This is a genomic window from Flavimobilis marinus (assembly GCF_900113055.1).
Classification (GTDB): Bacteria; Actinomycetota; Actinomycetes; order Actinomycetales; family Cellulomonadaceae; genus Flavimobilis; species Flavimobilis marinus.
The window spans coordinates 131,537-155,846 of sequence record NZ_FONZ01000001.1 but is presented as its reverse complement, the minus strand read 5'-3'; the positions used below and the strand labels follow the sequence as shown (position 1 = coordinate 155,846).

At 72.4% G+C, this 24,310-nt stretch carries 26 protein-coding genes, 2 tRNA genes and 1 pseudogene; 17 read left to right on the top strand and 12 right to left on the bottom strand.

Features of this window, described 5'->3' with window-relative positions; translation table 11 throughout:
- Nucleotides 1-62: 62 nt before the first annotated feature.
- From BMZ30_RS00725 to BMZ30_RS00705, 5 genes and pseudogenes are all read left to right on the top strand, one after another.
- Nucleotides 63-147: transfer RNA gene (locus tag BMZ30_RS00725), tRNA-Ser, on the top strand.
- Between the two features lie 91 nt (nt 148-238).
- Nucleotides 239-934 (top strand): copper resistance CopC family protein, encoded by a 696-nt coding sequence (locus tag BMZ30_RS00720; RefSeq protein ID WP_093374204.1) that lies wholly within the window; start codon nt 239-241, stop codon nt 932-934.
- Nucleotides 931-2,106, top strand: a complete 1,176-nt coding sequence (locus BMZ30_RS00715) for a glycosyltransferase family 4 protein (RefSeq protein ID WP_093374203.1) — start codon at nt 931-933, stop codon at nt 2,104-2,106. Before BMZ30_RS00720 ends, BMZ30_RS00715 begins: the two co-directional genes overlap by 4 nt.
- Nucleotides 2,103-2,393, top strand: a pseudogene (locus BMZ30_RS00710) (type II toxin-antitoxin system VapB family antitoxin); the annotation flags it as partial. The gene BMZ30_RS00715 and the pseudogene BMZ30_RS00710, both read left to right, overlap by 4 nt.
- A gap of 79 nt (nt 2,394-2,472) precedes the next feature.
- On the top strand, nt 2,473-3,165 hold the full coding sequence (locus BMZ30_RS00705) for a LytR C-terminal domain-containing protein (protein ID WP_143073092.1): 693 nt from the start codon (nt 2,473-2,475) through the stop codon (nt 3,163-3,165).
- Between the two features lie 7 nt (nt 3,166-3,172).
- On the opposite strand, the gene BMZ30_RS00700 is transcribed toward BMZ30_RS00705, so the two are convergent.
- Complete coding sequence (locus tag BMZ30_RS00700; RefSeq protein WP_093374200.1) at nt 3,173-4,516, bottom strand: uracil-xanthine permease family protein; 1,344 nt, start codon at nt 4,514-4,516, stop codon at nt 3,173-3,175.
- Between the two features lie 131 nt (nt 4,517-4,647).
- Between BMZ30_RS00700 and BMZ30_RS00695 the strand changes: the two genes are divergently transcribed.
- Entirely contained in the window at nt 4,648-5,610 is a 963-nt protein-coding gene (locus BMZ30_RS00695; RefSeq protein WP_093374199.1) for a TIGR03885 family FMN-dependent LLM class oxidoreductase, read from the top strand.
- Between the two features lie 3 nt (nt 5,611-5,613).
- Complete coding sequence (locus BMZ30_RS00690; RefSeq protein WP_093374198.1) at nt 5,614-7,350, top strand: alpha-amylase family protein; 1,737 nt, start codon at nt 5,614-5,616, stop codon at nt 7,348-7,350.
- Nucleotides 7,351-7,378: 28 nt separating this feature from the next.
- Here BMZ30_RS00690 and BMZ30_RS00685 read toward each other — a convergent pair whose 3' ends face one another.
- Nucleotides 7,379-8,581, bottom strand: a complete 1,203-nt coding sequence (locus BMZ30_RS00685; protein ID WP_093374197.1) for a hypothetical protein — start codon at nt 8,579-8,581, stop codon at nt 7,379-7,381.
- 86 nt (nt 8,582-8,667) lie between these two features.
- On the opposite strand from BMZ30_RS00685, the gene BMZ30_RS00680 reads away from it, so the two are divergent.
- Both BMZ30_RS00680 and BMZ30_RS00675 read left to right on the top strand, forming a co-directional pair.
- Complete coding sequence (locus BMZ30_RS00680) at nt 8,668-9,318, top strand: SRPBCC family protein (RefSeq protein ID WP_229828357.1); 651 nt, start codon at nt 8,668-8,670, stop codon at nt 9,316-9,318.
- 105 nt (nt 9,319-9,423) lie between these two features.
- Nucleotides 9,424-10,560, top strand: a complete 1,137-nt coding sequence (locus BMZ30_RS00675; protein ID WP_093374196.1) for a fatty acid desaturase family protein — start codon at nt 9,424-9,426, stop codon at nt 10,558-10,560.
- Nucleotides 10,561-10,667: 107 nt separating this feature from the next.
- Here the strand turns inward: BMZ30_RS00675 and BMZ30_RS00670 are convergent, their stop codons facing one another.
- A complete protein-coding gene (locus tag BMZ30_RS00670) occupies nt 10,668-11,600 on the bottom strand; it encodes a LysR family transcriptional regulator (protein WP_093374195.1) in 933 nt (310 codons plus the stop codon).
- Nucleotides 11,601-11,670: 70 nt separating this feature from the next.
- Between BMZ30_RS00670 and BMZ30_RS00665 the strand changes: the two genes are divergently transcribed.
- Nucleotides 11,671-12,735: a YeiH family protein gene (locus tag BMZ30_RS00665; RefSeq protein WP_219810159.1), complete on the top strand. Its 1,065-nt coding sequence runs from the start codon at nt 11,671-11,673 to the stop codon at nt 12,733-12,735.
- Nucleotides 12,736-12,745: 10 nt separating this feature from the next.
- Here the strand turns inward: BMZ30_RS00665 and BMZ30_RS00660 are convergent, their stop codons facing one another.
- Nucleotides 12,746-13,228 carry a VOC family protein gene (locus BMZ30_RS00660; RefSeq protein WP_093374193.1) on the bottom strand — a complete coding sequence of 161 codons (483 nt, stop codon included), beginning with the start codon at nt 13,226-13,228 and terminating at the stop codon, nt 12,746-12,748.
- Nucleotides 13,229-13,354: 126 nt separating this feature from the next.
- Between BMZ30_RS00660 and BMZ30_RS00655 the strand changes: the two genes are divergently transcribed.
- From BMZ30_RS00655 to BMZ30_RS00645, 3 genes are all read left to right on the top strand, one after another.
- Entirely contained in the window at nt 13,355-13,801 is a 447-nt protein-coding gene (locus BMZ30_RS00655; RefSeq protein ID WP_093374192.1) for a nitroreductase family deazaflavin-dependent oxidoreductase, read from the top strand.
- 51 nt (nt 13,802-13,852) lie between these two features.
- Entirely contained in the window at nt 13,853-14,452 is a 600-nt protein-coding gene (locus BMZ30_RS00650) for a class I SAM-dependent methyltransferase (RefSeq protein WP_093374191.1), read from the top strand.
- Between the two features lie 106 nt (nt 14,453-14,558).
- Nucleotides 14,559-15,206 carry a CueP family metal-binding protein gene (locus tag BMZ30_RS00645; protein WP_093374190.1) on the top strand — a complete coding sequence of 216 codons (648 nt, stop codon included), beginning with the start codon at nt 14,559-14,561 and terminating at the stop codon, nt 15,204-15,206.
- 12 nt (nt 15,207-15,218) lie between these two features.
- Here BMZ30_RS00645 and BMZ30_RS00640 read toward each other — a convergent pair whose 3' ends face one another.
- Together BMZ30_RS00640 and BMZ30_RS00635 are read right to left on the bottom strand one after the other, a co-directional pair.
- Nucleotides 15,219-15,617 carry a hypothetical protein gene (locus BMZ30_RS00640; protein WP_093374189.1) on the bottom strand — a complete coding sequence of 133 codons (399 nt, stop codon included), beginning with the start codon at nt 15,615-15,617 and terminating at the stop codon, nt 15,219-15,221.
- On the bottom strand, nt 15,614-16,177 hold the full coding sequence (locus tag BMZ30_RS00635; protein ID WP_093374188.1) for a dihydrofolate reductase family protein: 564 nt from the start codon (nt 16,175-16,177) through the stop codon (nt 15,614-15,616). The genes BMZ30_RS00640 and BMZ30_RS00635 overlap by 4 nt, the downstream gene beginning before the upstream one ends.
- A gap of 166 nt (nt 16,178-16,343) precedes the next feature.
- Between BMZ30_RS00635 and BMZ30_RS00630 the strand changes: the two genes are divergently transcribed.
- Entirely contained in the window at nt 16,344-17,021 is a 678-nt protein-coding gene (locus tag BMZ30_RS00630) for a YceI family protein (protein WP_093374187.1), read from the top strand.
- Here BMZ30_RS00630 and BMZ30_RS00625 read toward each other — a convergent pair.
- From BMZ30_RS00625 to BMZ30_RS00615, 3 genes are all read right to left on the bottom strand, one after another.
- Nucleotides 16,969-17,532: a GNAT family N-acetyltransferase gene (locus BMZ30_RS00625; RefSeq protein WP_229828359.1), complete on the bottom strand. Its 564-nt coding sequence runs from the start codon at nt 17,530-17,532 to the stop codon at nt 16,969-16,971. The genes BMZ30_RS00630 and BMZ30_RS00625 overlap by 53 nt on opposite strands.
- Nucleotides 17,533-17,707: 175 nt before the next feature.
- Nucleotides 17,708-17,797, bottom strand: a tRNA-Ser gene (locus tag BMZ30_RS00620).
- Nucleotides 17,798-17,832: 35 nt separating this feature from the next.
- Nucleotides 17,833-19,374: a peptide MFS transporter gene (locus tag BMZ30_RS00615; protein WP_093374186.1), complete on the bottom strand. Its 1,542-nt coding sequence runs from the start codon at nt 19,372-19,374 to the stop codon at nt 17,833-17,835.
- A 136-nt stretch (nt 19,375-19,510) separates the two neighbouring features.
- Here BMZ30_RS00615 and BMZ30_RS00610 point away from each other — a divergent pair, with 136 nt between their 5' ends.
- Nucleotides 19,511-20,365 (top strand): NAD-dependent protein deacetylase, encoded by an 855-nt coding sequence (locus BMZ30_RS00610; protein WP_093374185.1) that lies wholly within the window; start codon nt 19,511-19,513, stop codon nt 20,363-20,365.
- Between the two features lie 147 nt (nt 20,366-20,512).
- Here BMZ30_RS00610 and BMZ30_RS00605 read toward each other — a convergent pair whose 3' ends face one another.
- Together BMZ30_RS00605 and BMZ30_RS00600 are read right to left on the bottom strand one after the other, a co-directional pair.
- Nucleotides 20,513-21,505: an NAD(P)/FAD-dependent oxidoreductase gene (locus tag BMZ30_RS00605; RefSeq protein WP_093374184.1), complete on the bottom strand. Its 993-nt coding sequence runs from the start codon at nt 21,503-21,505 to the stop codon at nt 20,513-20,515.
- 35 nt (nt 21,506-21,540) lie between these two features.
- The gene (locus BMZ30_RS00600) at nt 21,541-22,389 is read right to left on the bottom strand and encodes a class I SAM-dependent methyltransferase (RefSeq protein WP_143073091.1); all 849 of its coding nucleotides are present in this window, start codon (nt 22,387-22,389) and stop codon (nt 21,541-21,543) included.
- Between the two features lie 48 nt (nt 22,390-22,437).
- On the opposite strand from BMZ30_RS00600, the gene BMZ30_RS00595 reads away from it, so the two are divergent.
- On the top strand, nt 22,438-23,025 hold the full coding sequence (locus BMZ30_RS00595; RefSeq protein WP_093374182.1) for a helix-turn-helix domain-containing protein: 588 nt from the start codon (nt 22,438-22,440) through the stop codon (nt 23,023-23,025).
- On the opposite strand, the gene BMZ30_RS00590 is transcribed toward BMZ30_RS00595, so the two are convergent.
- Complete coding sequence (locus BMZ30_RS00590) at nt 23,022-23,495, bottom strand: nucleoside deaminase (protein ID WP_229828361.1); 474 nt, start codon at nt 23,493-23,495, stop codon at nt 23,022-23,024. The two genes, BMZ30_RS00595 and BMZ30_RS00590, sit on opposite strands and share 4 nt — an antisense overlap.
- A gap of 148 nt (nt 23,496-23,643) precedes the next feature.
- Between BMZ30_RS00590 and upp the strand changes: the two genes are divergently transcribed.
- Entirely contained in the window at nt 23,644-24,279 is a 636-nt protein-coding gene (upp, locus tag BMZ30_RS00585) for a uracil phosphoribosyltransferase (protein ID WP_093374181.1), read from the top strand.
- The last annotated feature ends 31 nt before the right edge of the window (nt 24,280-24,310 follow it).

Here is a 24,310-nt window from a genome sequence, read left to right as displayed (position 1 = left end):
GCACCGGTAGGCGATTCGGGCGATCGCCCCGGGTCGGGTATCCTCGGTGACGCTGGTTCACTGGAGGATTCGCCTAGTGGCCTATGGCGCCGTCTTGGAAAGGCGGTTGGGTTAACGCCCTCGGGGGTTCGAATCCCCCATCCTCCGCAGATGGAAGGCCCCGCGCTCGTCAGAGCCGGGGCCTTCGTCGCACCTGCGCGCGTCCCAGCCCGTCGGTGGCGGCTGCCATCATGGGGGCATGTTCCGTCAGTCGCTGCTCCGGGTGGTCGCGTCGCTCGCGGTCACCGCCCTCGCCCTCGTCGCCCTCGCCACCCCGGCCTCCGCCCACAACGCGCTGCGGACCACCGATCCTGCAGACGGATCCACCGTCGCCACCGTCCCCGAGTCGGTCACGCTGACCTTCGACGGCGAGGTGCTCGCGCTCGGCAGCGTCGTCGAGGTCGCCAACCCCGCGGGCGACGTGGTCAGCGCGGGCGAGCCTGCCGTGGATGACAACACGGTCACCCAGGCCCTCGCCGGCGACCTCACGGCCGGGGACTACACCGTGACCTGGCGCGTGACCTCCGGCGACGGCCACCCCATCGACGGCACGTTCGCGTTCACCGCGGAGGAAGGCATCGCCGCGCCGAGCCCGACCACCGAGGAGACGCCGACCGAGACGACGCCCGAGGCGACGACGGAGCCCGCCGCCGACCCGAGCGACACCACGGCGGAGACCGCGGCCCCCGCCGATCCCGACGAGCCCCGGGCGCCCCAGGCGGTCCTCGCGACCCTGGGCATCCTCGTGGCCCTCGGTGCGCTGCTCGCGCTGATGATCGGCAAGCAGCGCCAGTTCGCTGCACGCACGCGCGAGGTCCGGCACTCCGAGGACGTCGCCGCCACGCCGGACGATCAGGCGGGGCCGGCAGCGCCTGACGAGGACACCCGCGCGTGAAGGTCGGCCTGCTGATCGACGACTCGCTCGACCGCCCCGACGGCGTGCAGCAGCACGTGCTGACGCTCGGCGCGTGGCTGACCGAACAGGGCCACGAGGTCCACTACCTCACCAGCACGACGGCGCGCACCGACCTGCCCCGGCTGCACTCCCTGGGGCGCAACCTCCGGCTGCGCTTCAACGGCAACCGGCTCGGTACCCCGCTGCCAGCCCGGCGCGCCGAGGTCCGCGCGCTGCACGCCGCCGTCGGCTTCGACGTCCTGCACGTGAACATGCCCTACTCGCCGTTCCTCGCCGGCCGCGTCATCGCTGCGGCCCCGGCGTCCACCGCGGTCGTGGGCACGTTCCACATCCTTCCGTGGTCCGCCCTCACCCGGATCGGCACGCGCCTGCTCGGCCTCCTGCAGCGCCGCCAGCTCCGCCGGTTCGGCCGTGTGATCGCGGTCTCCGAGCCGGCACGCGCGTTCGCGGCGAGCGCGCTCGGCGTCGATCCCGTCGTGATCGGGAACCCGGTCGACGTCGGACGGTTCGCCGCCGCACGCCCGGCGCCGGAGGATGTCGCCGCGCGCAGCGGCCCGGTCCGCGTGGTGTTCCTCGGGCGCCTCGTCGAGCGCAAGGGCGCCGGCGAGCTCCTCCGTGCGCTCGCGCACGCCCGCACGCTCCCGGCGCACGACCCGGCCTCGCTCGCGGACACCCGCCTCGACGTCGTCGTCGCGGGGACCGGCCCGCTCGAGCAGACCCTGCGGACCTACGTCACGGAGCACGGCCTGGCGGACGAGGTCTCGTTCCCCGGGTACGTCGCGGAGGAGGACAAGGCCGCCCTGCTCGCGAGCGCCGACGTCGTCGCGCTGCCCTCGACCGGCGGCGAGAGCTTCGGCATCAGCGTCGTCGAGGCCCTCGCTGCCTGCCCAGGCATCGTGCTCGCCGGCGACAACCCGGGGTACCGGACCGTCATGGCCGGGCTCGAGGACCAGCTCGTCGACGCCACCGACACGCCGACGTTCGCGCGCGTCCTCGGCCGCGCCGTCACCGACCGCGACCTCCGGCTCGCAGCCGCGGAGCGGCAGCTCCCCCAGGCCCTGAGCTTCGACGTCGGGACGGTCGGTCGGCAGGTGGTCGATGTCTACGCCGCCGCGCAGGCCGCCCAGGCCCCACCTACACTGACCGCGTGATCTTCAAAGGCGTCGGCGACGGCCGGCCATACCCGGACCACGGGCTCGTCACGCCCAAGGACTGGTCGACCGTGCCCCCCCGCCAGGTGCGCCTCGACGAGCTGGTCACCACGAAGCGCGAGCTGAACCTCGACAGCCTGCTGTCCGACGACTCGACGTTCTACGGCGACCTGTTCGCGCACGTCGTGCTCTACCGCGGCGTCATGTACCTCGAGGACGGGTTGCACCGCGCGGTGCGGGCGGCCCTGCACCAGCGCCCCATCCTCCACGCCCGCGTGCTCTCGCTGGCTCCCGACGGCGCGATCGCGGACAGCACCGTGCGGACCGCTTCCTCCGCGTCGGGCACCGTCGACTAGATTGCTCGCTGTGAACACCCGACACACTCCGGCCGAGGCACGGGCGCTGCGGCGCCGACACAAGCACGAGCGCCAGGCCGTCCTGTTCGGGATGATCATCGCCGCGCTCGCCGTCGTCGTGCTCGGTGCGCTCGCCGTGTACAGCGGCGCCGTCAGCCTCCCCGGCCAGCCGAAGTTCGTCGCGGTCGAGGAGAAGGGCACCAGGATCGACCAGCCCCAGGTGTGCGTCCCGCCGGACACGCTCCCGGTCGCTGCCGGAGAGATCGCGGTGACCGTCCTCAACGGCTCCGACCGCGCAGGCCTGGCGGGCAGCGTCGGCGAGCTCCTGACCGACCGCGGGTTCCTCATCGAGAACACCGGCAACGACCCGCGCAACCCCGTCGTGAGCCTGATCTCCTTCGGAGCCGAGGGGATCGCCCAGGCGTACACGCTGCGGGCCCACGTCCCCGACGCCCAGCTCGTCCTCGACGCCCGGCAGGGCACGAGCATCGACCTCACGGTCGCGTCCAGCTTCGCGGCCCTCGCCCCCCTCGAGGAGGTCGAGCTCGATCCCGCATCGCCGCTCACGCCCCTGACCGGGTGCGCCGACGTCGCGACGGTCACCCCCCTGCCCGCGCCCGCACGGCTCGCGACCGAGGCGCCCGCCGAGGGCGACGGCACCGAGGACGAGGCGACCGACGACGAGGCCGGCGAGGACGCCTGACCCGGCGCTAGTGCTCGACCCGCGTGTCCGGGACCGAGCTCGGGCTGGCGGGCTCGACGTGCGTGCCTCGCCACAACGAGATCGCGCGCATCAGGTGGTACAGGCCGATCGCCGCGACCGTCCCGACCGCGATGCCGCCCAGCGTGACGTCACCGAACGTGAACGTGAAGTCAGCGATACCCACGATCAACGCCACCGCGGCAGGGATCAGGTTCACGGGCGCGGAGAAGTCGACGCGGTTCTGCACCCAGATCCGCGCGCCGAGCAGGCCGATCATCCCGTAGAGCACGGTGCCCGCCCCGCCGATGACGCCCGCGGGCATCGCCTGGATCACCTCGCCGACCTTCGGCGAGAAGCTCAGCAGCAGCGCGGTCGCGCCGGCGACCCAGTAGACGGCGGTCGAGTAGACGCGGGTCGCCGCCATGACGCCGATGTTCTCGGCGTACGTCGTCGTCCCTGAGCCGCCGCCCGAGCCGGCCAGCATCGTCGCCAGTCCGTCGGCCGCGAGCGCCTTGCCGACGTTCGCGTCGAGGTCCGTGCCCGTCATGGCGGCGACGGACTTCACGTGGCCGACGTTCTCCGCGACGAGGACGAGGACGACGGGGACGAACATGACCAGGATCGAGGGGTCGAAGGTCGGTGCGGTGAACGTCGGAAGACCGAACCACGCGACGTCGCCCACGCCCGAGTAGTCGACCTCGCCCAGCAGGGTCGCGGTCAGGTACCCGACGACGACGCCGACGAGGATCGACAGCCGGCCGAGGATGCCGCGGAACGCGACGGCGGACAAGCAGATCGCGAGGATCGTGACCAGGCCGGTCACGGGCGCCGCCCGCAGCCCGCTGGTGCAGGACTCGACGATCGCGCCGTCGACGACCTCCGCGTTGCACGAGCCCCACGCGACGGGCGCGAGGTTCAGACCGATCAGCGCGACGATCGCGCCGGTGACGACCGGGGGCATGATCGCGTCGATCCAGCGCACCCCGGCGAGGTGCACCACGATGCCGATCACCAGCAGCAGCGCGCCGGCGAAGATCACGCCGCCGAGCGCGTCGGTCACGGTCGAGGCGGCGGCGAACGGCGCGAGGAACGCGAAGCTCGACCCGAGGTAGCTGGGCAGCCGGTTCCGGTTGATCGCGAGGAACAGGAACGTCCCGATCGCGGAGAAGAAGAGCGTGGTCGTCGCGGGCAGGTCGGTGATCGCCGGGACGATCAGCGTGGCGCCGGCCATGGCGACGACGTGCTGCAGGCCGAGGCCGATCGTGCGCGGCCAGCTGAGGCGTTCGAGCGGAGCGACGGCGGCTCCGGGCTGGACGGTCGAGCCGTCACCGTGCACTGTCCACAGGGGCATGAGGGGGTCCCATCCACGTCGTCGAGGGCGACCGGGTGCCGGTCCTGCGCAGGCTACCGCAGCGGATGCACCACCCCGAGGGTCGTCCGCTCCTCGTGCGGGCGCGGCCCGCCCGGGGGACGATGCCAGGCATGACGGTCTACGGGTTCCACGCCTCCCACGAGCAGATCTCCCCCCGCCAGCTCCTCCTCGACGTGCAGCACGCGGAACGTGTCGGGTTCCAGGCAGCCATGTGCTCGGACCACATCGAGCCGTGGTCCGAGCGCCAGGGCCACTCGGGGCACGCCTGGACGTGGCTCGGCGCGGCCCTCGCGACGACGTCGCTGCGGTTCGGTGTCGTGAACGCCCCCGGCCAGCGGTACCACCCGGCCGTGATCGCGCACGCCACGGCGACCCTGGGGCAGATGTTCCCGGGTCGCTTCTGGGCCGCGCTGGGCAGCGGCGAGAACATGAACGAGCACGTCACGAACGACATCTGGCCGGACAAGGAGAGCCGGCAGCGGCGACTGGAGGAGTCGGTCGACATCATCCGGCGGCTGCACGCGGGCGAGACCGTCACGCACGACGGGTTCATCCGGGTGGACCGGGCACGGATCTGGGACCGCCCCGCCGAGCCAGTCCCGCTCATCGCGCCCGCGGTGAGCGTCGAGACCGCGCGCCGGTCGGCCGCCTGGGCGGACGGCCTGGTGACGATCAACCAGCCGCACGACAAGCTCCGCAAGATGATCGCGGCCTACCGGGACGCGGGCGGCCGCGGTCCGCTCGTGCTGCAGGTCCACCTGTCCTGGGCGCCGACCGAGGACGAGGCGCTCGCGATCGCCATGGACCAGTGGCGCACCAACACGTTCGCCCCGCCCCTGTGCTGGGACCTCGCGACCGCGGACGAGTTCGACGAGGCCTCGCGCGACGTCGGACCCGACGCCGTGCGGGCGGCCGTGCGCGTCTCCGCGTCCACGGACCAGCACCTGCTGTGGCTGCGCGAGTACGCCGCGCTCGGCTTCGACGAGATCTACCTGCACTACGTGGGCCAGGACCAGTCGACCTACCTCGACGTGTTCGGCCGCGACGTCCTGCCCCTGCTGACGGAAGGCTGACCTGTGCGCACCGCCGAGACCTCTGACCTGTGGTGGAAGAACGCCGTCGTGTACTGCCTGGACGTCGAGACGTTCATGGACGGCAATGACGACGGCGTGGGCGACTTCCTGGGCCTGACCGAACGCGTGGACTACCTCGCCGAGCTCGGGGTCACGTGCCTGTGGCTCATGCCGTTCTACCCGACCCCGGACCGCGACGACGGCTACGACGTCATGGACTTCTACGGCGTCGACGACCGCCTGGGCGACCACGGCGACGTGGTCGAGTTCCTGCGCGCGGCGCGGGACCGCGGCATGCGCGTCATCGTCGACTTCCTGGTCAACCACACCTCCGACCAGCACCCGTGGTTCCTCGAGGCCCGGAAGTCCAAGGACAACCCGTTCCGTGACTTCTACGTCTGGCGCTCCGACCCGCCGCCCGACACGTCCGACCAGGTGGTGTTCCCCGACCAGGAGAACTCGATCTGGACCAAGGACGAGCCCACGGGCGAGTGGTACCAGCACAGCTTCTACAAGCACCAGCCCGACCTCAACGGCGCCAACCCGAAGGTCCGGGACGGGATCGCGAAGGCCATGGGGTTCTGGCTGGAGCTCGGGGTGGACGGCTTCCGGGTGGATGCTGTGCCGTACATGCTCAACACGGTCGGCCGCAGCGTCGAGGGGAACGAGGACCCGACGGACCCGCACGAGTTCCTGCGGGACCTGCGGCGGTTCGTGCAGCGTCGCCGCGGTGACGCCGTGCTGCTCGGCGAGGTGAACCTGCCCTACCCGGAGCAGAAGACGTTCTTCGGGGGCACCCGCGGCGACGAGCTCACCATGATGTTCGACTTCAACGCGATGCAGCAGACGTACCTCTCGCTCGCGCGGGGCGACGCCCGCCCGCTCGCCAAGGCGCTGCGCTCCCGCCCCACGATCAACCCCGACAACCAGTGGGCGACGTTCCTGCGCAACCACGACGAGCTCACCCTCGACAAGCTGACCGACGACGAGCGCCAGGAGGTGTTCGACGCGTTCGGTCCCGAGGAGCGCATGCAGCTGTTCGGGCGCGGCCTCAAGCGGCGGTTGCCCCCCATGCTCGCGGGAGACCCGCGCCGGGTCCGGATGGCGTACTCGCTGCTGTTCTCCATGCCGGGGACGCCCGTGCTGTTCTACGGCGAGGAGATCGGCATGGGCGAGAACCTCGACGCTGACGGCCGCATGGCGGTGCGCACGCCCATGCAGTGGACGGGCGGGGAGAACGCCGGCTTCTCCCACGCCCCGAGCGACCAGCTCGTCGCGCGCGTCGTCGACGGCGGGTTCGGTCCGGAGCACGTCAACGCGGCGGACGCCAAGCGCGACCCGGACTCCCTGTGGGCGTTCATGGCCAAGCTCATCCAGCGGTACCGCGAGTGCCCGGAGCTGGGCTGGGGCTCGTTCACGGTCCTGCGTCAGCCGAACCATGCCGTGCTCGCGCACCGGTGCTCGTGGTCCGGGCAGGGCAACGAGGGGCGGGCGAACGGCTCCGAGGCGAGCGCCTCGATCGTCGCGCTGCACAACTTCAGCGCTGAGCCCGCGACGGTGCACCTCGACCTGACTACGGACGAGGACACCGCGGAACGGATCGGCGGCCTGCCGCTCATCGACCTGCTGGGCTCCACCGACCTGCAGATCGCCGACGACGGCACGGCCGAGGTCCAGCTCGAGGGCTACGGCTACCGCTGGCTGCGCGTCGCGCACCCCGGGGACCGCCGACTGCCGTGACCTCGACCGTCCGTCCGGGCCGCGCCGATCAGTTCGGTGCGGCCCGGACGAGCGTCGGGTGCGGGGAGGTCTCGCACTCGACCAGGACGAAGGCCGAGCGTCGCACGAAGAAGCACTCGGCGCCGTCGTGGGTGCCCGCGGGGTGCTTCCAGATGCTCCCGGTCACCGCCTCTGAGGTGACCAGCTCCGGGCTGAACCCGTCGAGCGGTGCACGGCCGTAGTAGTCGGCGACCTCGGCGACGAGTCCGTTCTCGGCCACGCCGACGTCGTAGGCCCACGGCGGGTCCGTGCCGTACTCGTCGGAGGCCCACACCGCGGCGCAGAACGCCGCGACGCTCGCGACGAAGCCGGCCAGGATGCCGATGGCAGCCCGCCGGTAGGGGCGCTGGGCGGCCCGCACCCGCGCTTCGTACTCGGCCACCAGCCCCTCGAGGCTCGCGGCGCTGGGCGTGGCGTCGCCGGCCTCGGCCCACTGCGCCTCGATCTTCTCCGCGAGCGCGACCATGTCCGGCTCGCTCTCGATGTCCCGCGGTCGCACGCCGAGTGATCCCCAGGCGAAAAGGATCGTCATGACGATCGCGAGCGCTGTCCCGACGTTCTTCGCCACCGTCAGGAGGTGCGTCGGTAGCAGCGAGCCGCGGTCCATCAGGGTGAAGGTCTGCGGGACTCCGGCGAGGAGCACCTGAGGGGAGAACTCCTGTCCGCCGCAGAGGAGCGTGTACTCCGCCCCGCGGACGGCGATCTCGCAGCCGCCCCTCAGCTCGCCGTCGGCCGTGACGTAGCGAACCGGTTCGGGATCGTCCGGGTACGACGGCAGCCAGGCGTCGCCGCCGTCGGGGTGCACGAGGTTGACCCCGTAGTGCTCCTGGAGGGCGACCAGAGCAGCCTGCTCGGCGATGTGCTCCCGCTCGTAGCCGTCCCCGTGCGACTCGCGGTACGCCTCGTCCCCCAGGATCGTCGAGGCCGCGGAGAGGCCCCCGACCACGACCGCCGCGCTGAGCAGCAGCACGAGGCCGCGGCGCAGGTCGGGCGCGGGGAGCGTGAGCGCGAGGCTCCGGCGCCGCACCGCCCACCCGGCGACCACCCCGACGACCACGAGGGCCACGACGACCGCGAGCCAGACCAGGGCGCCATGCCACGCAGGTGCCTCGATCGGGACTGCCCGGTAGTCCTCGGGATCGACGAACGGCACAGCGTGCGGCAGCAGGGCGGCTGCGGACGGGACGAGCATGTCCGCAGGCTAACGGACCCCCGCGCGCCTCGGCCGCGGTCCGGACGTCCCTTGCCGAGGGGCGTCGTGCGTGATCGAGTGGGCCCATGGCCCGACCGCGTCGTTCGCTCACCGTCCCGCTACCCCGTCCGAGCGAGGTGCTGGTGACGTTCGCGGCCGGCGCGCTCGCCGTCGTCCCCGTGCTGCGCACGTGGGCGCTGCAGTGGGGGGCGACCGAGGCGGAGCTCGACGCGACGCTCCCGGGCGACGACGTCGTCCCTGCGGCCGGGCACGTGAGCACCCGGGCCGTCTCGATCAACGCTCCCGCCGACCGCGTGTGGCCGTGGCTCGTCCAGCTCGGGCAGGGGCGCGGCGGCTTCTACAGCTACGACGTCCTGGAGAACCTGGTCGGTTGTGACGTGCACTCGGCCAACCGGATCGAGGCGCGCTGGCAGGACCTGGCCGTGGGGGACGAGGTCCGCCTGCACCCGAATGCCGACCCGCTCGTGGTGAGCGAGATCGACCCGGACCGGGCGCTCGTCCTCCGCGGGGCTCCCACGCCCGGGGGGCTCGCGTTCAGCTGGGCGTTCGTGCTGCGCCCGGCGCCTGACGGCAGCACGCGCCTCGTGGTGCGCGAGCGCTACGGCTATCCCCACCGGAGCGTCGGGCTGCTCGTGGAACCGGTGTCGTTCGTGAGCTTCCTCATGAGCCAGGCGATGCTGCGAGGCATCAAGGCGCGCGCCGAACGCCCCGCCTGAGGGCGCCTCGACACGTGGACGAGCCAGCGACGACGCTGGACAAGCGTGCAAGACTGGACAAAGTTCCATCCGGGACGCACTCCTTGCGAAGAATCAGGAGGCGGCATGACCACAGTCCGCCCGCCATCGACCGCCCCCTCCGACGCACCCGCCGCAGCAGCCGAGGACGCACCGACGCGTCCCGCGCGCGGCACCGCGCAGGCCCGCAACCTGAGCGACTTCACCGCGCTCACCGCACGCGTCAAGGCCGCCGGTCTCATGCGCCGCGCGTACGGCTACTACTGGTCCAAGCTGATCGGACTCACCGCCGCCGGTCTCGCCCTGGCCATCGTCTTCGTCGTCATCGGGGACAGCTGGTGGCAGATGGTCACGGCCGTCGCCCTCGCGCTCCTCATGACGCAGATCGCCTTCCTCGGTCACGACGCCGCGCACCGCCAGATCTTCGTCTCCGGGTCCTGGAACGAGTGGGTCTCGCTGATCGTCGTCAACCTGTACGCCGGCATGGGTCTGGGGTGGTGGCAGAAGAAGCACAACAAGCACCACAACGCCCCCAACAAGATCGGCATCGACCCCGACATCGACCCGGGCGTCCTCGCCTTCACGACCGAGGCCGTCGAGTCCCGCAAGACGCCGCTCACGCGGTGGCTCGCCACGAAGCAGGGCTACTTCTTCTACCCGCTGCTGCTGCTCGAGGGCATCAACCTGCACATCCAGGGGATCAAGCGGGTCCTCACGCCCAGCGAGGCCGTCAAACGCCGCTGGGTCGAGCTCACGTTCATCCTGCTGCGCCTCATCAGCTTCTTCGTGTTCGTGTTCTGGGTGCTCTCCCCCGGGATCGCGTTCGCCTTCATCGGTGTCCAGCTCGCGGTGTTCGGCCTCTACATGGGCCTGTCGTTCGCGCCGAACCACATCGGCATGCCGATCGTGCCCGCGAACCAGAAGATCGACTTCCTGCGCCGTCAGGTCCTGATGAGCCGCAACGTCACGGGCCGCCGCTGGGTCGACACCTTCATGGGCGGGCTCAACTTCCAGGTCGAGCACCACCTGTTCCCGTCGATGGCGCGCCCCAACCTGCGCCGCGTCGCACCGATGGTCAAGGAGTACTGCGACCAGCTCGGGGTCCGGTACACCGAGACCACCATGGTGCAGTCCTACAAGGCGGTCACCGGCTACATCAACCGCGTCGGCCGCGGCGGCATCGACGTCTGGGCCTGTCCCCTGGCCACCCAGACCCGAGTCTGACGAGCCCCCTCCGGCCGCGCCGCCGCGCCGCCGGCCAAGAATGGGCACTCTCTGTTGCTCCCAGCGACAGAGAGTGCCCATTCTTGTGCGTCGGGGCGTGGGCCGGGTCAGCGACGGCGCGTGACCAGGGCCGCGATGGCCCGCACCGGGGCCGACATCTCCGCGCCGTCCTTCCAGACGATCCGCAGCGTCCGGCCGAGCTCGAGCTCGGGCACCTCGATCTGAACCAGCGCCCCGCGGGCCAGGTCGTCCTCGACCGCGAGCAGCGAGAGCACGGTCACCGCGTCGGAGTACTGCACGGTGGTCTTGAGCGCCGACGTGGAGCCCAGGTGGGGCAGGCGCGACGGCAGCTCCGCGCCGTGTCGCCGCAGTGCGCGCTCGAGGACCTCGCGCGTGCCGGAGCCCGCCTCGCGCACCACGAGCGGCGCCGTGACCAGCTCCTCGATGCTGGCCTGGCGGCGGCGGCGCTGCGCCCAGGGATGCTCCGGCCCGACGACGACGGCCAGCTGGTCGCGGACCAGCATCCGGCTGCGCAGCCCTCGGCGGACCGAGGGGCCCTCGACGAAGCCCAGCTCGGCGTCGGCCGCGAGCACGAGGTCCATCACGTCGTGCGAGTTGCGGACGACGAGCTCGACGTCGAGGTGGGCGTGCTCGTGCGTGAGCTGCGCGAGCCAGCGCGGCGCGAGGTACTCGGCGACCGTCATGCTCGCGGCGAGCCTGATCCGTGGCGAGGGAGCCTCGCGCAGCGCCGCGACGCCGCGTTCGAAGCTGTCGGAGGACAGCAGGACGTCGCGCGCCCAGGTCGCGGCGGCTCGTCCGGCGTCGGTGAGCTGGGTGCCGCGCGTGCCGCGCGCGAGGAGCTCGAGCCCGAGCAGGCGCTCGAGCCGCCCGAGGCTCGCTGACGCGCTCGGCTGGGACACCCCGAGCACACGAGCAGCGCCGCTGATCGATCCGTGGGCGTCCGTGGCGACGAGGACCTCGAGCGCCGCGAGGGGGGCCCGACGCCGCGGCCCCTCGGTCGACCCGCTCTCCTCAGGCATAGGCTCAGGCTATACCCCGCCAGCGGAGCGGGTGATGTTCCGCAGGCCCCGCACGGTGCACGTTAGGCAGGTGCCCCTCTCCCCCACCGCCCGCGCGCTGCTCCCGGGCGTCGCGCTGGCGACCTGCGCCGCCCTGGCGAGCATCGCTGCCGGCGCGCTGCTCCCGGCCGGGTCGGTGTCGCCGCTCGTGGTCGCCATGTTCCTCGGCGCCGTCGTCGGCTCTGCGGGGATCCTCCGCTCCCGCACCGTGTCGCGCCGTGTGCTCCCGGGGCTCGCGCTGACCTCGCGGACGATCCTGCGCACCGGCGTCGTGCTGCTCGGTCTCCAACTCTCGGTGCACCAGCTCGTCGGGCTCGGGTGGCGCGGGCTGACGGTGATCGCGATCACCGTCACCTGCACGTTCGTCGGGACGTCCGCGCTGGGCCGGGCGCTGCGCGTCCCGGCGCTGACCAGCCTGTACGTGGCGACCGGCTTCGCCATCTGCGGGGCGGTGGCGATCGCCGCGATGCGCGGGGTCGCCCCCGGACCCGGCCGGGGCGCACGCGAGGAGGACTCCGTCCAGGCGCACGAGGCGCTCGGCACCGCGCTCGCCCTCGTGACCGTCTACGGGTCGGTCGCCGTCGTCGCCTTTCCGGCCGTGGCGAGCCTGCTCGGACTGTCCGCGGAGCAGGCGGGGCTGTGGATCGGCGCGAGCGTCCAGGAGGTCGCGCAGGTGGTCGCGGCGGCCGGCGCCCTCTCAGGTGCGGCGCTCGCCGCCGCCACGGTCGCGAAGCTCGCCCGGGTCGTCCTGCTCGCTCCGCTGCTCACTCTGGTCTCGCTCACGGGCGACCGGCGGGCCGCAGCCGCTCCGGCCCCCGAGCGCGTGCCCGCTGCTCGCCCACCGCTCGTGCCCGGCTTCGTCCTCGGCTTCCTGCTCGCCGTGGCCGTGCGCTCGACCGGCCTCCTCCCGGACGTCGTCCTGGATGCCGTCGGTGTGCTGCGCGACGTGCTGCTCGCCTCGGCGATGTTCGCCCTGGGCACGAGCGTCGACGTCGTGCGGCTCGTGCGGACGGGGCGCCGCGCCCTCGTCCTGGGCGCCGCGTCCGCGACCCTCTGCGCCGGCGTGGGCCTCGCTGCGACCGTCACGCTCACGTGACGGCGTGCGCTCAGGCCGGCTGCGGGGCGCCGTCGGCAGCCGCCTCGAGCGCTGCGATGTCGATCTTCACCATCCCCATCAGCGCGGCCATCGCCCGCTGATAGCGCTCCGGATCCTGGGCCATCTGCTCGAGGCCGCGCGGCGTGATCTGCCAGGACATGCCGAACTTGTCCTTGAGCCAGCCGCACTGGCTCGGCTGCCCGCCGTCGGCCAGGAGGGCGTCCCAGTACCGGTCGATCTCCTCCTGGGTGTCGACCGTGACCTCGAGCGAGACGGCCTCGGAGAACGTGAACTCCGGCCCACCGTTGAGAGCCTCGACCTTGAGGCCGTCGATCTCGAAGGTCACGAGCATGGCGCTCCCGGCCGGCCCCGGCGCACCTTCGGGATACGGGATGGTGCTGAGGATCCGTGAGTTCGGGAAGATCGAGGTGTACAGCTCGGCGGCCTCCTCGGCCTGGCCGTCGAACCACAGGCACACGGCGATGTCAGGCATGGTGGTGCTCCTCTCGCTGCAGCACCCCGGAGCGGGGCACCGTCAGCAGTACAGACTTGCCCGGCCCGCGAAACTCACCGGCCATACCGCCGGGAATGTGACGCGCGCCGCACGCGTTCCCTCCCCATGCCTCTCTCCGGTGAGTACGCCCCCAGCCCCAACGACTACGCCCGCGAGCAGGCCGAGCGTTTCGAGGCGTCCGGCGGCGCCGAGGCGAACACGATGCGCGGGGTCCCGATCATCCTGTTGACGTCCGTCGGCGCGAAGAGCGGAAAGCTCCGCAAGACGCCACTCATGCGCGTCGAGCATGACGGCCAGTACGCGGTGGTCGCCTCGCAGGGCGGCGCGCCGACACACCCCGTCTGGTACCACAACCTCGTTGCGCACCCCCACGTCGAGCTGCAGGACGGCGCCGTCCGCCGGGACTACCGCGCGCACGTCGCCGAGGGCGCGGAGCGCGAGGTGTGGTGGGAGCGCGCGGTCGCCGTGTGGCCGGACTACGCGCAGTACCAGACCAAGACGGACCGCCAGATCCCGGTCGTCGTGCTGAAGCCCATGCCCACCCCCGCCTGACGCCTCGCGCGCCTGCTTGCCCTGGCCAGTCGTGAGCGAGACGGTGTCCGGGTGAGCACCGACGCGCGCTGGAACCACAACCTCCACTACCACCGGCTCGTGCTCGACGCCGTCCCTGCCGGAGCGCGGACGGCGCTCGACGTCGGGACCGGGGACGGCCTGCTCGCCCGTGACCTCCGCAGCGTGGTGCCGGACGTGACCGGGCTCGACAGCGACGCCGAGGTGCTGACGTCGGCACGCCGCACCGGGGCCGACGTCACCTGGGTGCACGGCGACGTCCTGACCCACCCGTTCACGCCCGGCGCGTTCGACGTCGTCGCCTCGGTCGCGACCCTGCACCACCTGCCCGACCTCGACGCGGCGCTCCGCCGGCTCGCCGCGCTCACCGCACCGGGTGGGGTGCTCGTCGTCGTCGGACTCGCGCGCTCGGCGAGCCTGCTCGACGCCGCATACAGCGGCATCGGCGCGGTGCAGCACCGGCTCCTGGTGCGGCGGCGGGAGTACTGGGAGCACACGGCGCCGACCGTCTGGCCGCCGCCGCACACGTTCGCCGAGGTGCGCCGAGCTGCCCGCGCCGCGCTCCCCGGAAGCCGCTGGACCCGCCTGCCCCTGTGGCGCTACGCGGTCACCTGGACCAAGCCTGCGCCGTAGCGCTTGCCTGCCCCAGCCGGTCCGGAGGCGGCAGCGACCTTGGTCCTTGGGACTTCGGGCGTCTCCGGGAGACGATGGACTGCCACGACGCTTCAGGAGATCCGCCATGCTGTTCCCGCTCACCCGCACCCGCCGCCGCACCGCCGCCCTGGCCGGAGCCGTCGCGCTCACCCTCGGGCTCGCCGGGTGCACCTCGTCCACCGACCCCGACGGCCCCGCGACCGTGACGGGCCCGAGCGCGCCGGCTACGGCGTCGTCGGCCCCGGCGCCCGACACGCTGCTCTCGGCCTACGACCTCGAGGGCATGGACGCCACGGCGGTGATCGAGCACCTCGAGACTCTCGGAGGGACCGACCGCCCGGAGGCGCTCATGGCGTCGATCCGGCCCACCGAGCTGCTGCTCTCGGACGCCTCGGGTGAGACGTCACTGCCCCTGCCCGACGACAAGTTCTACCTGTCGTTCGCGCCGTACGTCTCCCAGACCCACGACTGCTTCTTCCACTCCCTGACGACCTGCCAGGGCGAGATCATCGAGCAGCCCGTCACCGTGCAGATCGTCGACGACGCCACGGGCGAGACCCTCGTCGACGAGACCCGCGCGACGGAGAAGAACGGCTTCGTCGGCGTGTGGCTGCCGCGCGACATCGACGCCACCCTGCGCGTCACGCTCTCGGACGGCCAGCTCGTCGGCGAGCAGCAGATCTCCACCCGCGAGGACAGCCCCACCTGCCTGACGACGCTCCAGGTCGCCTGAGTCGAGCGGCGGCTACGACGTCAGCGCCATGAGCACGACCGCCGCGGCCACCGCGGCGAGGGCTCCGGCGAGCGCCGCGATCTCCGGGAGGTAGTCGCGTGGCCGGTTGACGAGGAACGACGGACGGTCGACGTCGACGATCGTGGCCGACCGGCGCTGGAAGGCCCTGGCTCCCCGCCGGGCGAGGACCGCGGCCACCACGAACAGCCCGCCCGACACCAGGGCCGGCCACGAACCCTCGTTCACGCCGGACACGAGGAGCCCGAGCCCCGCCAACCCGAGAACGAGCGCCGCGAGCCAGCTCTCCATGCTCCGGAGGATGCCGGTCGTGGTGCGGATCTCGCCCCAGGTCGCGCGTCCGTCACGCGTCCGTGCCGCGACCGGGACGACGTCGGCGCGCTCGTCCGTCACTCGGCCTCGCCGAGCGTGTAGCTGAGCTTCACGACGCCCTTGGGGAAGGCCTGCGTGCGCACGAGCCGCATGCGGTAGAGGCCCTCGCCCTCGTCGAACAGCCGCTTCCCGTGCCGCGCAGCGACGGGGTGGACGAACAGCCGGAGCTCGTCGAGCAGCCCGGCCGCGAGCAGCTGGCGGACCACGGAGATCGACCCGGGGACGACGACCGTGCCGACGCTCTCGTCCTCGCGCAGCGAGCGGGCGGCCGCGACGACGTCGTCGACGGACTCCACGTTGCGCCAGCCGAGCGCGCGCTCGCTGTGCGTGGCCACGATCTTGAGGGTGTCTCCGAGCTGGGCGGCGAACGCGGCGTCGTCGCCGCCCGCGGCCTCGCGCTCGGGCCACGCGCCCGCGAAGCTGTCGTAGGTGACTCGGCCGAGGAGAAGCGCGTCGGCCGCGTCGTAGTCCTCGCCGACGGCGGCGCCCATCTCGTCGTCGAAGTACGGGAAGTGCCAGTCCGGGTCGATCTCGGCGACCCCGTCGAGCGAGACGAACAGGGTGGAGAGGATGCGCGCCATGGTCTGCCCCTTCGCCAGCGGCCCCGCGCCCGGTCGGCGCGGGGAGTCACGACGATGACACCACGGGGCGGTGACACGACGCTAGAGGGACCGACGCCCCCCAGCGGCGCCACAGGAAGATGTTGCATGATCGACAAGGCCGCCCTTGCTCACGACGGGAACCACCATGAAGCGCAAGCTCGTCATCGCCCTGACCGCCTTGGTCGTGCTCGCCGGGATCGTCTGGGGTGGCACCGCCATCTACGCCAAGGTCCGCAACGACCGCGCGCCCGAGGCACTGAGCCTCTCGACGCCGAGCGCCGACGCCGCCCCTCAAGAGGCGCCCGCGGTCGAGGACCTCGCCGGCACCTGGACGGTCGCGGACGCCTCGCAGGCCGGGTACCGCGTCGACGAGGTGCTCAACGGTCAGGACGTCACCGTCGTGGGCCGCACCTCTGACGTCGAGGGGTCCGTCACGATCGCCGGCACCGACCTCACGGCGGCCGACGTCACCGTCTCCATGACTACGATCACGACCGACAGCGGCAGCCGGGACGGTCAGTTCCTCGACATCCTCAAGACCGACGAGCACCCGACGGCCACCTTCGCCCTCACCGAGCCGGTCGACATCGCCGCGGTCGCCGACGGCGTCGCGTCGGTCCAGGCCACGGGCGACCTCACGGTCGCGGGCGTCACTCAGGAGGTCGTGGTCGACCTCGACGCTCAGACGACGGCAGCCGGCGTCGAGGTGTCGGGGGCCATCCCCGTGACGTTCTCCGACTACGACGTCAGCGCCCCGGACCTGGGGTTCGTCAAGGTCGAGGACGCGGGGACCGTGGAGATGCTGCTGACGCTGACGAAGTAGCGGGCGGCCGCTCCAGGCACACCAGACCGGTCCTGCCGTCCCAGGACGGGATGACGGAGAATCCGCGGCTCCGGTAGAGCGCCAGCGCGCCCGTGCGCCACTCCCACACCGTCAGGCGCACGGGCCGGTCCTGCCCCCGCACCGCAGCGTCCAGCAGCGCGACCCCCGCTCCCAGCCCTCGAGCCTCAGGATCGACCCAGAGACGCTTGATCTCCCAGGCGTCGCCTGCGCGCTGCCCGACGACGACACCCACGAGCCTCCCGGCGAGCTCCGCCACGTGCACGACGGCGTTGCGGTAGGCGCGGCGCGGGTGCTCGACCTCGGGGCGGTAGCGCTCGGGGAGCGGTGACGTATCGCCGCCCGCCCGAAAGGTGCCCGGGGCCAGCGCCTGGTGCTCGGCCTTCTCGCGCTCGGTCTGCCCGAGGTAGTCACGGACGAGCCGGCCCACGCCGGCCGCGTCAGTGCCGAGGAGGTCGGCGCGGCGGATCACCGGCGCAGCAGGGGGAGGCACGCCGCCATCCTGCCCGGTCGCCGGCTGCGAGTGCCACACGGCGAAGGATGTCGATGGCGTGATCGGGCGCGTACGCCGCGCCCAGCCTCACGACAAGACCCCCGCTCGGAACCCTCACGGGCCCCTGACGGGGGTCTTGGCGGTGCACGGGTCCTGAGCTGAGTCAGCACCCGGGTGGCGGTAGCGGTGAGATTCGAACTCACGGTGGACTTTCACCCACACACGCTTTCGAGGCGTGCTCCTTAGGCCGCTCGGACACGCTACCTCGCCCAGAAGAGTACCTGGCGGGGGCCCGATCGGCTAAATCGACGGCTCCCCAGCGCCCGGCTCGACCGCTTCCTCGACCTCTTCGCCTTCGCGGATCTTGCGGGTGATCCACGGCGCGAGGAGGAAGAACGCCCCCGCGATGAGGAGCGTGATCCCGCCGATCCAGCCGAAGTACGCGGCGAAGTTGTTCGACAGGTCCTCGGTCGCGGACACGATCTGCGCGGTGATGGCCTGGCCGGCGGACGGCGCGAGGAACCACAGCGCCATGGCCTGCGAGCGGAACGCCCGCGGCGCGAGCAGCGTGGTGGCCGCGAGACCGACGGGCGAGAGGAACAGCTCGCCCAGCGTCTGGATCACGTACGTCACGACCAGCACCCAGGCGGGCACCAGGTCCTCCCCGGCCTGCGCCGTCATGAACGACAGGAACAGGAACGACGACGCCGCGAGCGCGAGCCCCGTCCCGAACTTCACCGCGGTGGACGGCCCGCGCTCCCCGAACCGCACCCACGCGTACGCGAACACGGGCGCGAGGATGATGATCGAGGCGGGGTTCACGGACTGGAAGAACTCAGGCGAGATCGTGGTGCCGAACGCCTCGAGCTCGGTCCGGGACTTCGCGAACGCGGACAGGGACGACGCGGCCTGCTCGAAGATCATCCAGAACAGCATCGCGGCGACGAACAACGGGATGTACGCGACCACCCGCGAGCGCTCGGGCCGGGTCACCTTGGGCGAGCGCAGCATGACCGTGAAGTAGAGGACGGGCGCCGCGAAGGCTAGGTAGCTGATCATGTTGACGACGCCGTCGGCCCCGAAGGACAGGCCGCCCGCCTGGGTGGAGGTGACGGCGAGGGAGATCAGGCCCATGAGGGCGATGAGGGCGAGGATCGCGAGGCCGCCGCGCACGAGCGCCGGGTGGTCCTCGGGCGTGATGGGGTTCTCGACGTCCTCGCCCGCGCCCGCGAGCTGACGACGGCCGAGCACGAAGGCCGTGAGCGCGAGCGCCATCCCGACGGCGGCGACGAGGAACCCGGCGTGGTACCCGCCGACCTCGCGGGCGATCCCGACGAGGAAGGGCGCCGCGAGGGACCCGATGTTGATGCCCATGTAGAAGATGGAGAAGCCCGCGTCGCGGCGGTCGTCGCCGCGCGTGTAGAGCTCACCGACCATGGACGACACGTTCGGCTTGAGCAGACCGGTGCCGATCGCGACGCCCACGATGCCGGCGAACGAGAACGCCGGGCCCCCCGGCACGGCGAGGAGCACGTGCCCGAGCGCGATGACGATCCCGCCGTAGAGGGTCGCCCGGCGGGCGCCGATCATGCGGTCGGCCAGCCAGCCGCCGACGACGGACAGCAGGTACACGGACGCGCCGTAGATCGACGTGACCGCGAGGCCGGTGTTCTCGTCGAAGCCCAGACCGCCGTTGGCGATCGTGTCCGTCAGGTAGTAGAGCAGGATGGCGCGCATCCCGTAGTAGCTGAACCGCTCCCACAGCTCGGTGCCGAACAGCGTCATGAGACCGAGCGGATGACCGAAGAACCGGCGGTCCTGCTCAGGAGCGTGCACAGTCATGCGCACCACGGTAGGACTATGCAGACCCTGCGGCGCGGCCAGAAGTCCCGCACGTGGGCGGTCTCACGCGTGGTGCTCGCCACATCGCCGGGGCTCGGACGGGCGGGGGTGAGCACCGCCGTCGTACGGTGAAACGATGCCGGATACCGCCCACACCCGCACGGAGACGACCGACGCGCTCGACGCCGTCGTGCGCGTGCTGCGCGGGCGGCGGACGGCCGTGCTGACCGGCGCGGGCGTCTCCACGGACTCGGGGATCCCCGACTACCGCGGGCCTGGGTCGCCGCCGCGAACTCCCATGACCTACCAGCAGTTCCTCGGCAGCGAGACGTTCCGCCGGACCTACTGGGCCCGCAACCACGTCGGCTGGCAGCACGTGGGCCGCACCGAGCCGAACGCGGGTCACCGGGCGCTCGTCGCGCTCGAGCAGGCCGGCGCGGTCACCGGCATCGTCACGCAGAACGTCGACACGCTGCACGTCGTCGCGGGCAGCAGGCGCGTGATCGACCTGCACGGCTCCTACGACCGGGTGGTCTGCCTGACCTGCGGCAACGTTGTTTCACGTGAATCCTTGGACGTCCGCCTCGCCGCCCTGAACCCCGGGTTCCGGGAGGAGCAGGGCGCCGTCGAGGACATCGAGATCGCTCCCGACGCCGACGCGGTGATCCAGCAGACCGCCGGGTTTCGCGTCGCCGACTGCGAGATCTGCGGCGGGATCCTCAAGCCCGACATCGTGTACTTCGGCGAGCAGGTCCCGCGCGAGCGCGTCGCGGCGGCCTTCGCGATGGTTGACGACGCCGACGCGCTGCTCGTCGCCGGCTCGTCGCTCACGGTGCACAGCGGCCTGCGCTTCGCGCGGCACGTGGCGAAGGCCGGCAAGCCCCTCGTGATCGTCAACCGTGGGGCCACCCGGGCCGACGACCGGGCCACGGTCAAGGTCGAGGTCGGAACCTCGGAGATCCTGCAGGGACTGATCGACGCGCTCGTCTGAGCGCGTGAACGGCGGCGGGGTCCCGCGACGGACCCGCTCCAGACATGGGGGAAGGCGCCGGGAGCCGCTCGGCGGCGAGGCTCCCAGCGCCTCCATGTGTGTCTTATCGACGAGGTCGGCCCCGGCATGAGGGGGCAGCACGGTGTCTCAGCTGGCCGCACCCGTCGACGTGAGCGACCTCCGCCGCGCAGCAACCGCGGACCGCACGTCCTCCTGGACCAGGTCGGCATTGATCGCCGCGCCCGCCATGACGCCCTGCGCGGCCGCGGCCCCGACCATGGCGGTGAGGTCACCCGCGTTCCCCGCGGCCCAGACACCCGGCACCGTGGTCGCTCCCGCGGGGTCTCGCGTGATGAAGCTGCCGAAGGGATGCTCGGTCACCTCCCCGCCCAGCTGCTCGTACAGCTCGGTGCGGGCGACGAACCGCGGCTGCACGGCGACAGCGTTGACGGGGAAGACGTGTCCGTCCTCGAGCACGACGGCGCGCAGGCACTCGCCGTCGCGCGCCACCTCGCGCACCCGACCGGTGACGACACGCACGCCGAGCGCGGCGAGCTGCTCCCAGCCCTCGTCGTCGGGCTCGGGGGACTCGTGCAGGAACAGGGTGACGTCGTCGCTGAGCTGGCGCAGCAGCAACGTCTGGTGCAGCGCGTTCGGGCTGGTGCCCAGCACGCCGATCCATCGACCGCGGACCTCGTACCCGTGGCAGTACGGGCAGTGCAGCACGTGGGTACCCCAGAGCTCGCGCACACCCGGCACGTCGGGAAGCTCGTCGACGAGCCCGGTCGCCAGCACCAGGCGGCGGGCGGTCAGCACCCCGCCGTCGGTGAGCGTGAGGGTGAAGCCGTCGTCGGTTCGGGCCACCGAAGCCACCCGCCCGTCCCGCACCTGGGCGCCGTAGGCCCTCGCCTCGGCGCGTCCGGCCTCGAGCAGCGCGAGCGGGGAGACGCCCTCGCGTCCCAGAAGGTTGTGTGCCCCGGCGGCGGGCGCGTTGCGGGGCTCACCGGCATCGACGACGACGACGTCGCGCAAGGAGCGCGCGAGGGTCACCGCTGCACTGAGGCCTGCGGCTCCCCCGCCGACGACGACCACGTCGTGCAAGGTCGGGTCGGTGGCGGTGTGGTGAGTGGTCGGGGTCATGGGGGGGCTCCTTCGAGACGAGGGTGAGGCGAGGATCAGGGACGGCGGGCGAGCCAGGCGACGCGGCTTCCGTGGACGGTCAGGCGCTCTCCCGCCAGGACGGCGTCCGGACCGTGATCGGCCAGCAGGTCGTCGAGGGCAGCAAGGTCGGCGGCTGCGAGCACGCCGTCGAGCGCCCGACGCTGGTGCTGCAAGGTCGCGCGCGCGTACTCCTCGGCATGGGCGGCTCCCGGTCCGACCTGCACGGGGAACTGCCGCCGCGCCACGACCTCTAGACCGGCACCGGTGAGGACCGGCGCCCAGTCGGGGACGGCGTTCCAGCCTGCCGCGGCCAGAGCGGCGTGGCACCGGGCCTCGAGGCCGGGACGACCAGCACCGACGTCGTCGGGCAGGAACCACGGGAGGCTGTCCATCTCGACGACGACGACCGCCCCGCCGGGATGGAGCAGGTCGCGGGCCTGGGCGAGGACGCGGGCTGGATCGGTGACCTCGTGCAGGGAGCTGGCTGCCCAGACGAGGTCGACGGGCCCGAGAGCGGGCCAGGCGGCGTCGAGGTCGGCGTCGACCACCTCGAGGCGCCCGGCCAGAGCGCCGGCGAGGATCGCCTCGAGTCGCGCGAGCATCGCCGGTGCGCGCTCGAGCGCCAACACGGTTGCCTCGGGGAACTGCTCCGCGAGCGCTCGCGCCCCGACGCCCGTGCCGGCGCCCAGGTCCACCACGGTCCTGACGTCTGCGACGTGCTCGGCGGTCCAGGCCGTGACGGCGGGCAGGTAGGCGCCGAGGACCTCGGCGTCGAGGTCGAGCAGCGCGGGCAGGTCGGCGGCAGCGTGTGCGGCGTGGACGTGGGCAGCGTGCGCAGCGTGGGCGGGGTGTGCGTGGCTCATGTCCACCACGGTAGACGCCCTTTGCCTCACAGGCATAGACTCTTGCGCATGAAGCAAGAACCTGCCCGGCCGGACCTCGACGCCGTCATCCGCCAGCGCATCCGCGGCTTGCGCGTCGCGCGGGGCTGGTCGCTCGACGCGCTCGCCGCCCGCTGCTACCTCAGCCCGTCGACGCTCAGCCGCATCGAGACCGGCCACCGGCGCATCGCACTCGACCAGCTGGTTCCCATCGCCCGCGCCCTCGACACGACCATCGACCACCTGCTCGAGGCGGTCGACGACGAGGACGTCGTGATCCGCCCTGAGCCCCAGCACCGCGCGGGCATCACCACCTGGCTGATGTCGCGGGAGACCACCGTGCGTGGCGTGACGATCGCCAAGATGCGGTTCTCCCCCGACCACGCGTACGGCCCCGAGCACCAGGGCGTGCACCCCGGGCGCGAGTGGTTCACCGTGCTGTCCGGGACCATGCGCGTCTACCTGGGCGACCGCGAGATGCTCGTCGAGGCCGGCGACGCCGCCGAGTTCTCGACGATGATCCCGCACTCGATCGGCGCGGTCGGCGGCCCGGCCGAGATCCTCACCATCTTCGACCGCGACGGGGAGCGGGCGCACATGCCCGCGCCGCTCGACTAACGGTCGGTGCCGCGGTGCCCGGCGAAGAAGTCCGTGAGCAGCGCGGCGCACTCGGCCTCGCGGACCCCGCCGCGGACCTCGACGACGTGGTTCATCCGGCGGTCACGCACCAGGTCCCAGGCGGACCCGGTCGCCCCGGACTTCGGCTCCCAGGCCCCGAGGACGAGGCGCGGGACGCGCGCGAGCAGGATCGCACCGGCGCACATCGCGCACGGTTCGAGCGTCACGACGAGCGTCGTGCCGGCCAGGCGCCACTCGCCGACGGCGGCCGCGGCCTCGCGCAGCGCGAGCACCTCGGCGTGCGCGGTGGGGTCCCCGGTCGCCTCCCGCGCGTTGTGCCCGCGACCGAGCACAACCCCGTCCGGCCCGACGACGACCGCACCCACCGGCACGTCACCGGTCAGCAGGGCGGCCCGCGCCTCGTCGAGCGCGAGCCCCATCGCGTGATCCCACCGCCCGTCGTCGTGCATGGCGCCCATTCTCCCCCGCCCCCCTCCCGTGAGTGCACACGATTGGCGGTGTTTTCGCGTCTCGACACCGCCAACAGCGTGCACTCAGCGAAGGGGGACGGGTGGGGGCAGGGCACAGGGGGGAGCGCCGGGGCGGTAGCGTGGGGGCATGCGCCTGCACGTTGCCGATCACCCGCTCGTCGCCCACAAGCTCACCGTCCTGCGGAACGAGCGGACGGCGTCCCCGACGTTCCGCCTCCTCGTCGACGAGCTCGTGACCCTCCTGGCCTACGAGGCCACGCGGGAGGTGCGCACCGAGCCGCACCCGATCACCACGCCCGTCACGGACACGGTGGGGACCCGGATCGCCGACCCGCAGCCGCTCGTCGTCCCGATCCTGCGCGCCGGCCTCGGCATGCTCGACGGCATGACGCGCCTGCTGCCCACGGCAGAGGTCGGCTTCCTCGGGATGCAGCGCGACGAGGAGACCCTCGAGGCGATCACCTACGCCAACCGTCTTCCGGACGACCTCAGCGGCCGTCAGTGCTTCCTGCTCGACCCGATGCTCGCTACCGGCGGCACCCTGGTCGCGTCGATCAACTACCTGCTCGAGCGCGGCGCCCGCGACGTCACCGCCGTGTGCCTGCTGGCCGCCCCCGAGGGCCTCAAGGTCCTCGAGGAGGCCATCGGCGAGCGCGCCGACGTCAAGGTCGTCGTGGCCGCCGTCGACGAGCGCCTCGACGAGAACGCCTACATCGTCCCGGGCCTGGGCGACGCGGGCGACCGGCTGTACGGCAGCGTCTGAGACGCCTGGACGTCGACGTCACCTGCTTGCC

Excerpts from the sequence above, each read along its gene's own strand:
- BMZ30_RS00720 (WP_093374204.1), top strand. The coding sequence starts at position 239 with ATGTTCCGTCAGTCGCTGCTCCGGGTGGTCGCGTCGCTCGCGGTCACC.
- BMZ30_RS00700 (WP_093374200.1), bottom strand. The coding sequence starts at position 4,516 with ATGCCCCTGTGGACAGTGCACGGTGACGGCTCGACCGTCCAGCCCGGA.
- BMZ30_RS00695 (WP_093374199.1), top strand. The coding sequence starts at position 4,648 with ATGACGGTCTACGGGTTCCACGCCTCCCACGAGCAGATCTCCCCCCGC.
- BMZ30_RS00685 (WP_093374197.1), bottom strand. The coding sequence starts at position 8,581 with ATGCTCGTCCCGTCCGCAGCCGCCCTGCTGCCGCACGCTGTGCCGTTC.
- BMZ30_RS00680 (WP_229828357.1), top strand. The coding sequence starts at position 8,668 with ATGGCCCGACCGCGTCGTTCGCTCACCGTCCCGCTACCCCGTCCGAGC.
- BMZ30_RS00675 (WP_093374196.1), top strand. The coding sequence starts at position 9,424 with ATGACCACAGTCCGCCCGCCATCGACCGCCCCCTCCGACGCACCCGCC.
- BMZ30_RS00670 (WP_093374195.1), bottom strand. The coding sequence starts at position 11,600 with ATGCCTGAGGAGAGCGGGTCGACCGAGGGGCCGCGGCGTCGGGCCCCC.
- BMZ30_RS00660 (WP_093374193.1), bottom strand. The coding sequence starts at position 13,228 with ATGCCTGACATCGCCGTGTGCCTGTGGTTCGACGGCCAGGCCGAGGAG.
- BMZ30_RS00655 (WP_093374192.1), top strand. The coding sequence starts at position 13,355 with ATGCCTCTCTCCGGTGAGTACGCCCCCAGCCCCAACGACTACGCCCGC.
- BMZ30_RS00645 (WP_093374190.1), top strand. The coding sequence starts at position 14,559 with ATGCTGTTCCCGCTCACCCGCACCCGCCGCCGCACCGCCGCCCTGGCC.
- BMZ30_RS00635 (WP_093374188.1), bottom strand. The coding sequence starts at position 16,177 with ATGGCGCGCATCCTCTCCACCCTGTTCGTCTCGCTCGACGGGGTCGCC.
- BMZ30_RS00630 (WP_093374187.1), top strand. The coding sequence starts at position 16,344 with ATGAAGCGCAAGCTCGTCATCGCCCTGACCGCCTTGGTCGTGCTCGCC.
- BMZ30_RS00615 (WP_093374186.1), bottom strand. The coding sequence starts at position 19,374 with ATGACTGTGCACGCTCCTGAGCAGGACCGCCGGTTCTTCGGTCATCCG.
- BMZ30_RS00610 (WP_093374185.1), top strand. The coding sequence starts at position 19,511 with ATGCCGGATACCGCCCACACCCGCACGGAGACGACCGACGCGCTCGAC.
- BMZ30_RS00605 (WP_093374184.1), bottom strand. The coding sequence starts at position 21,505 with ATGACCCCGACCACTCACCACACCGCCACCGACCCGACCTTGCACGAC.
- BMZ30_RS00600 (WP_143073091.1), bottom strand. The coding sequence starts at position 22,389 with ATGAGCCACGCACACCCCGCCCACGCTGCGCACGCTGCCCACGTCCAC.
- BMZ30_RS00595 (WP_093374182.1), top strand. The coding sequence starts at position 22,438 with ATGAAGCAAGAACCTGCCCGGCCGGACCTCGACGCCGTCATCCGCCAG.
- BMZ30_RS00590 (WP_229828361.1), bottom strand. The coding sequence starts at position 23,495 with ATGCACGACGACGGGCGGTGGGATCACGCGATGGGGCTCGCGCTCGAC.
- upp (WP_093374181.1), top strand. The coding sequence starts at position 23,644 with ATGCGCCTGCACGTTGCCGATCACCCGCTCGTCGCCCACAAGCTCACC.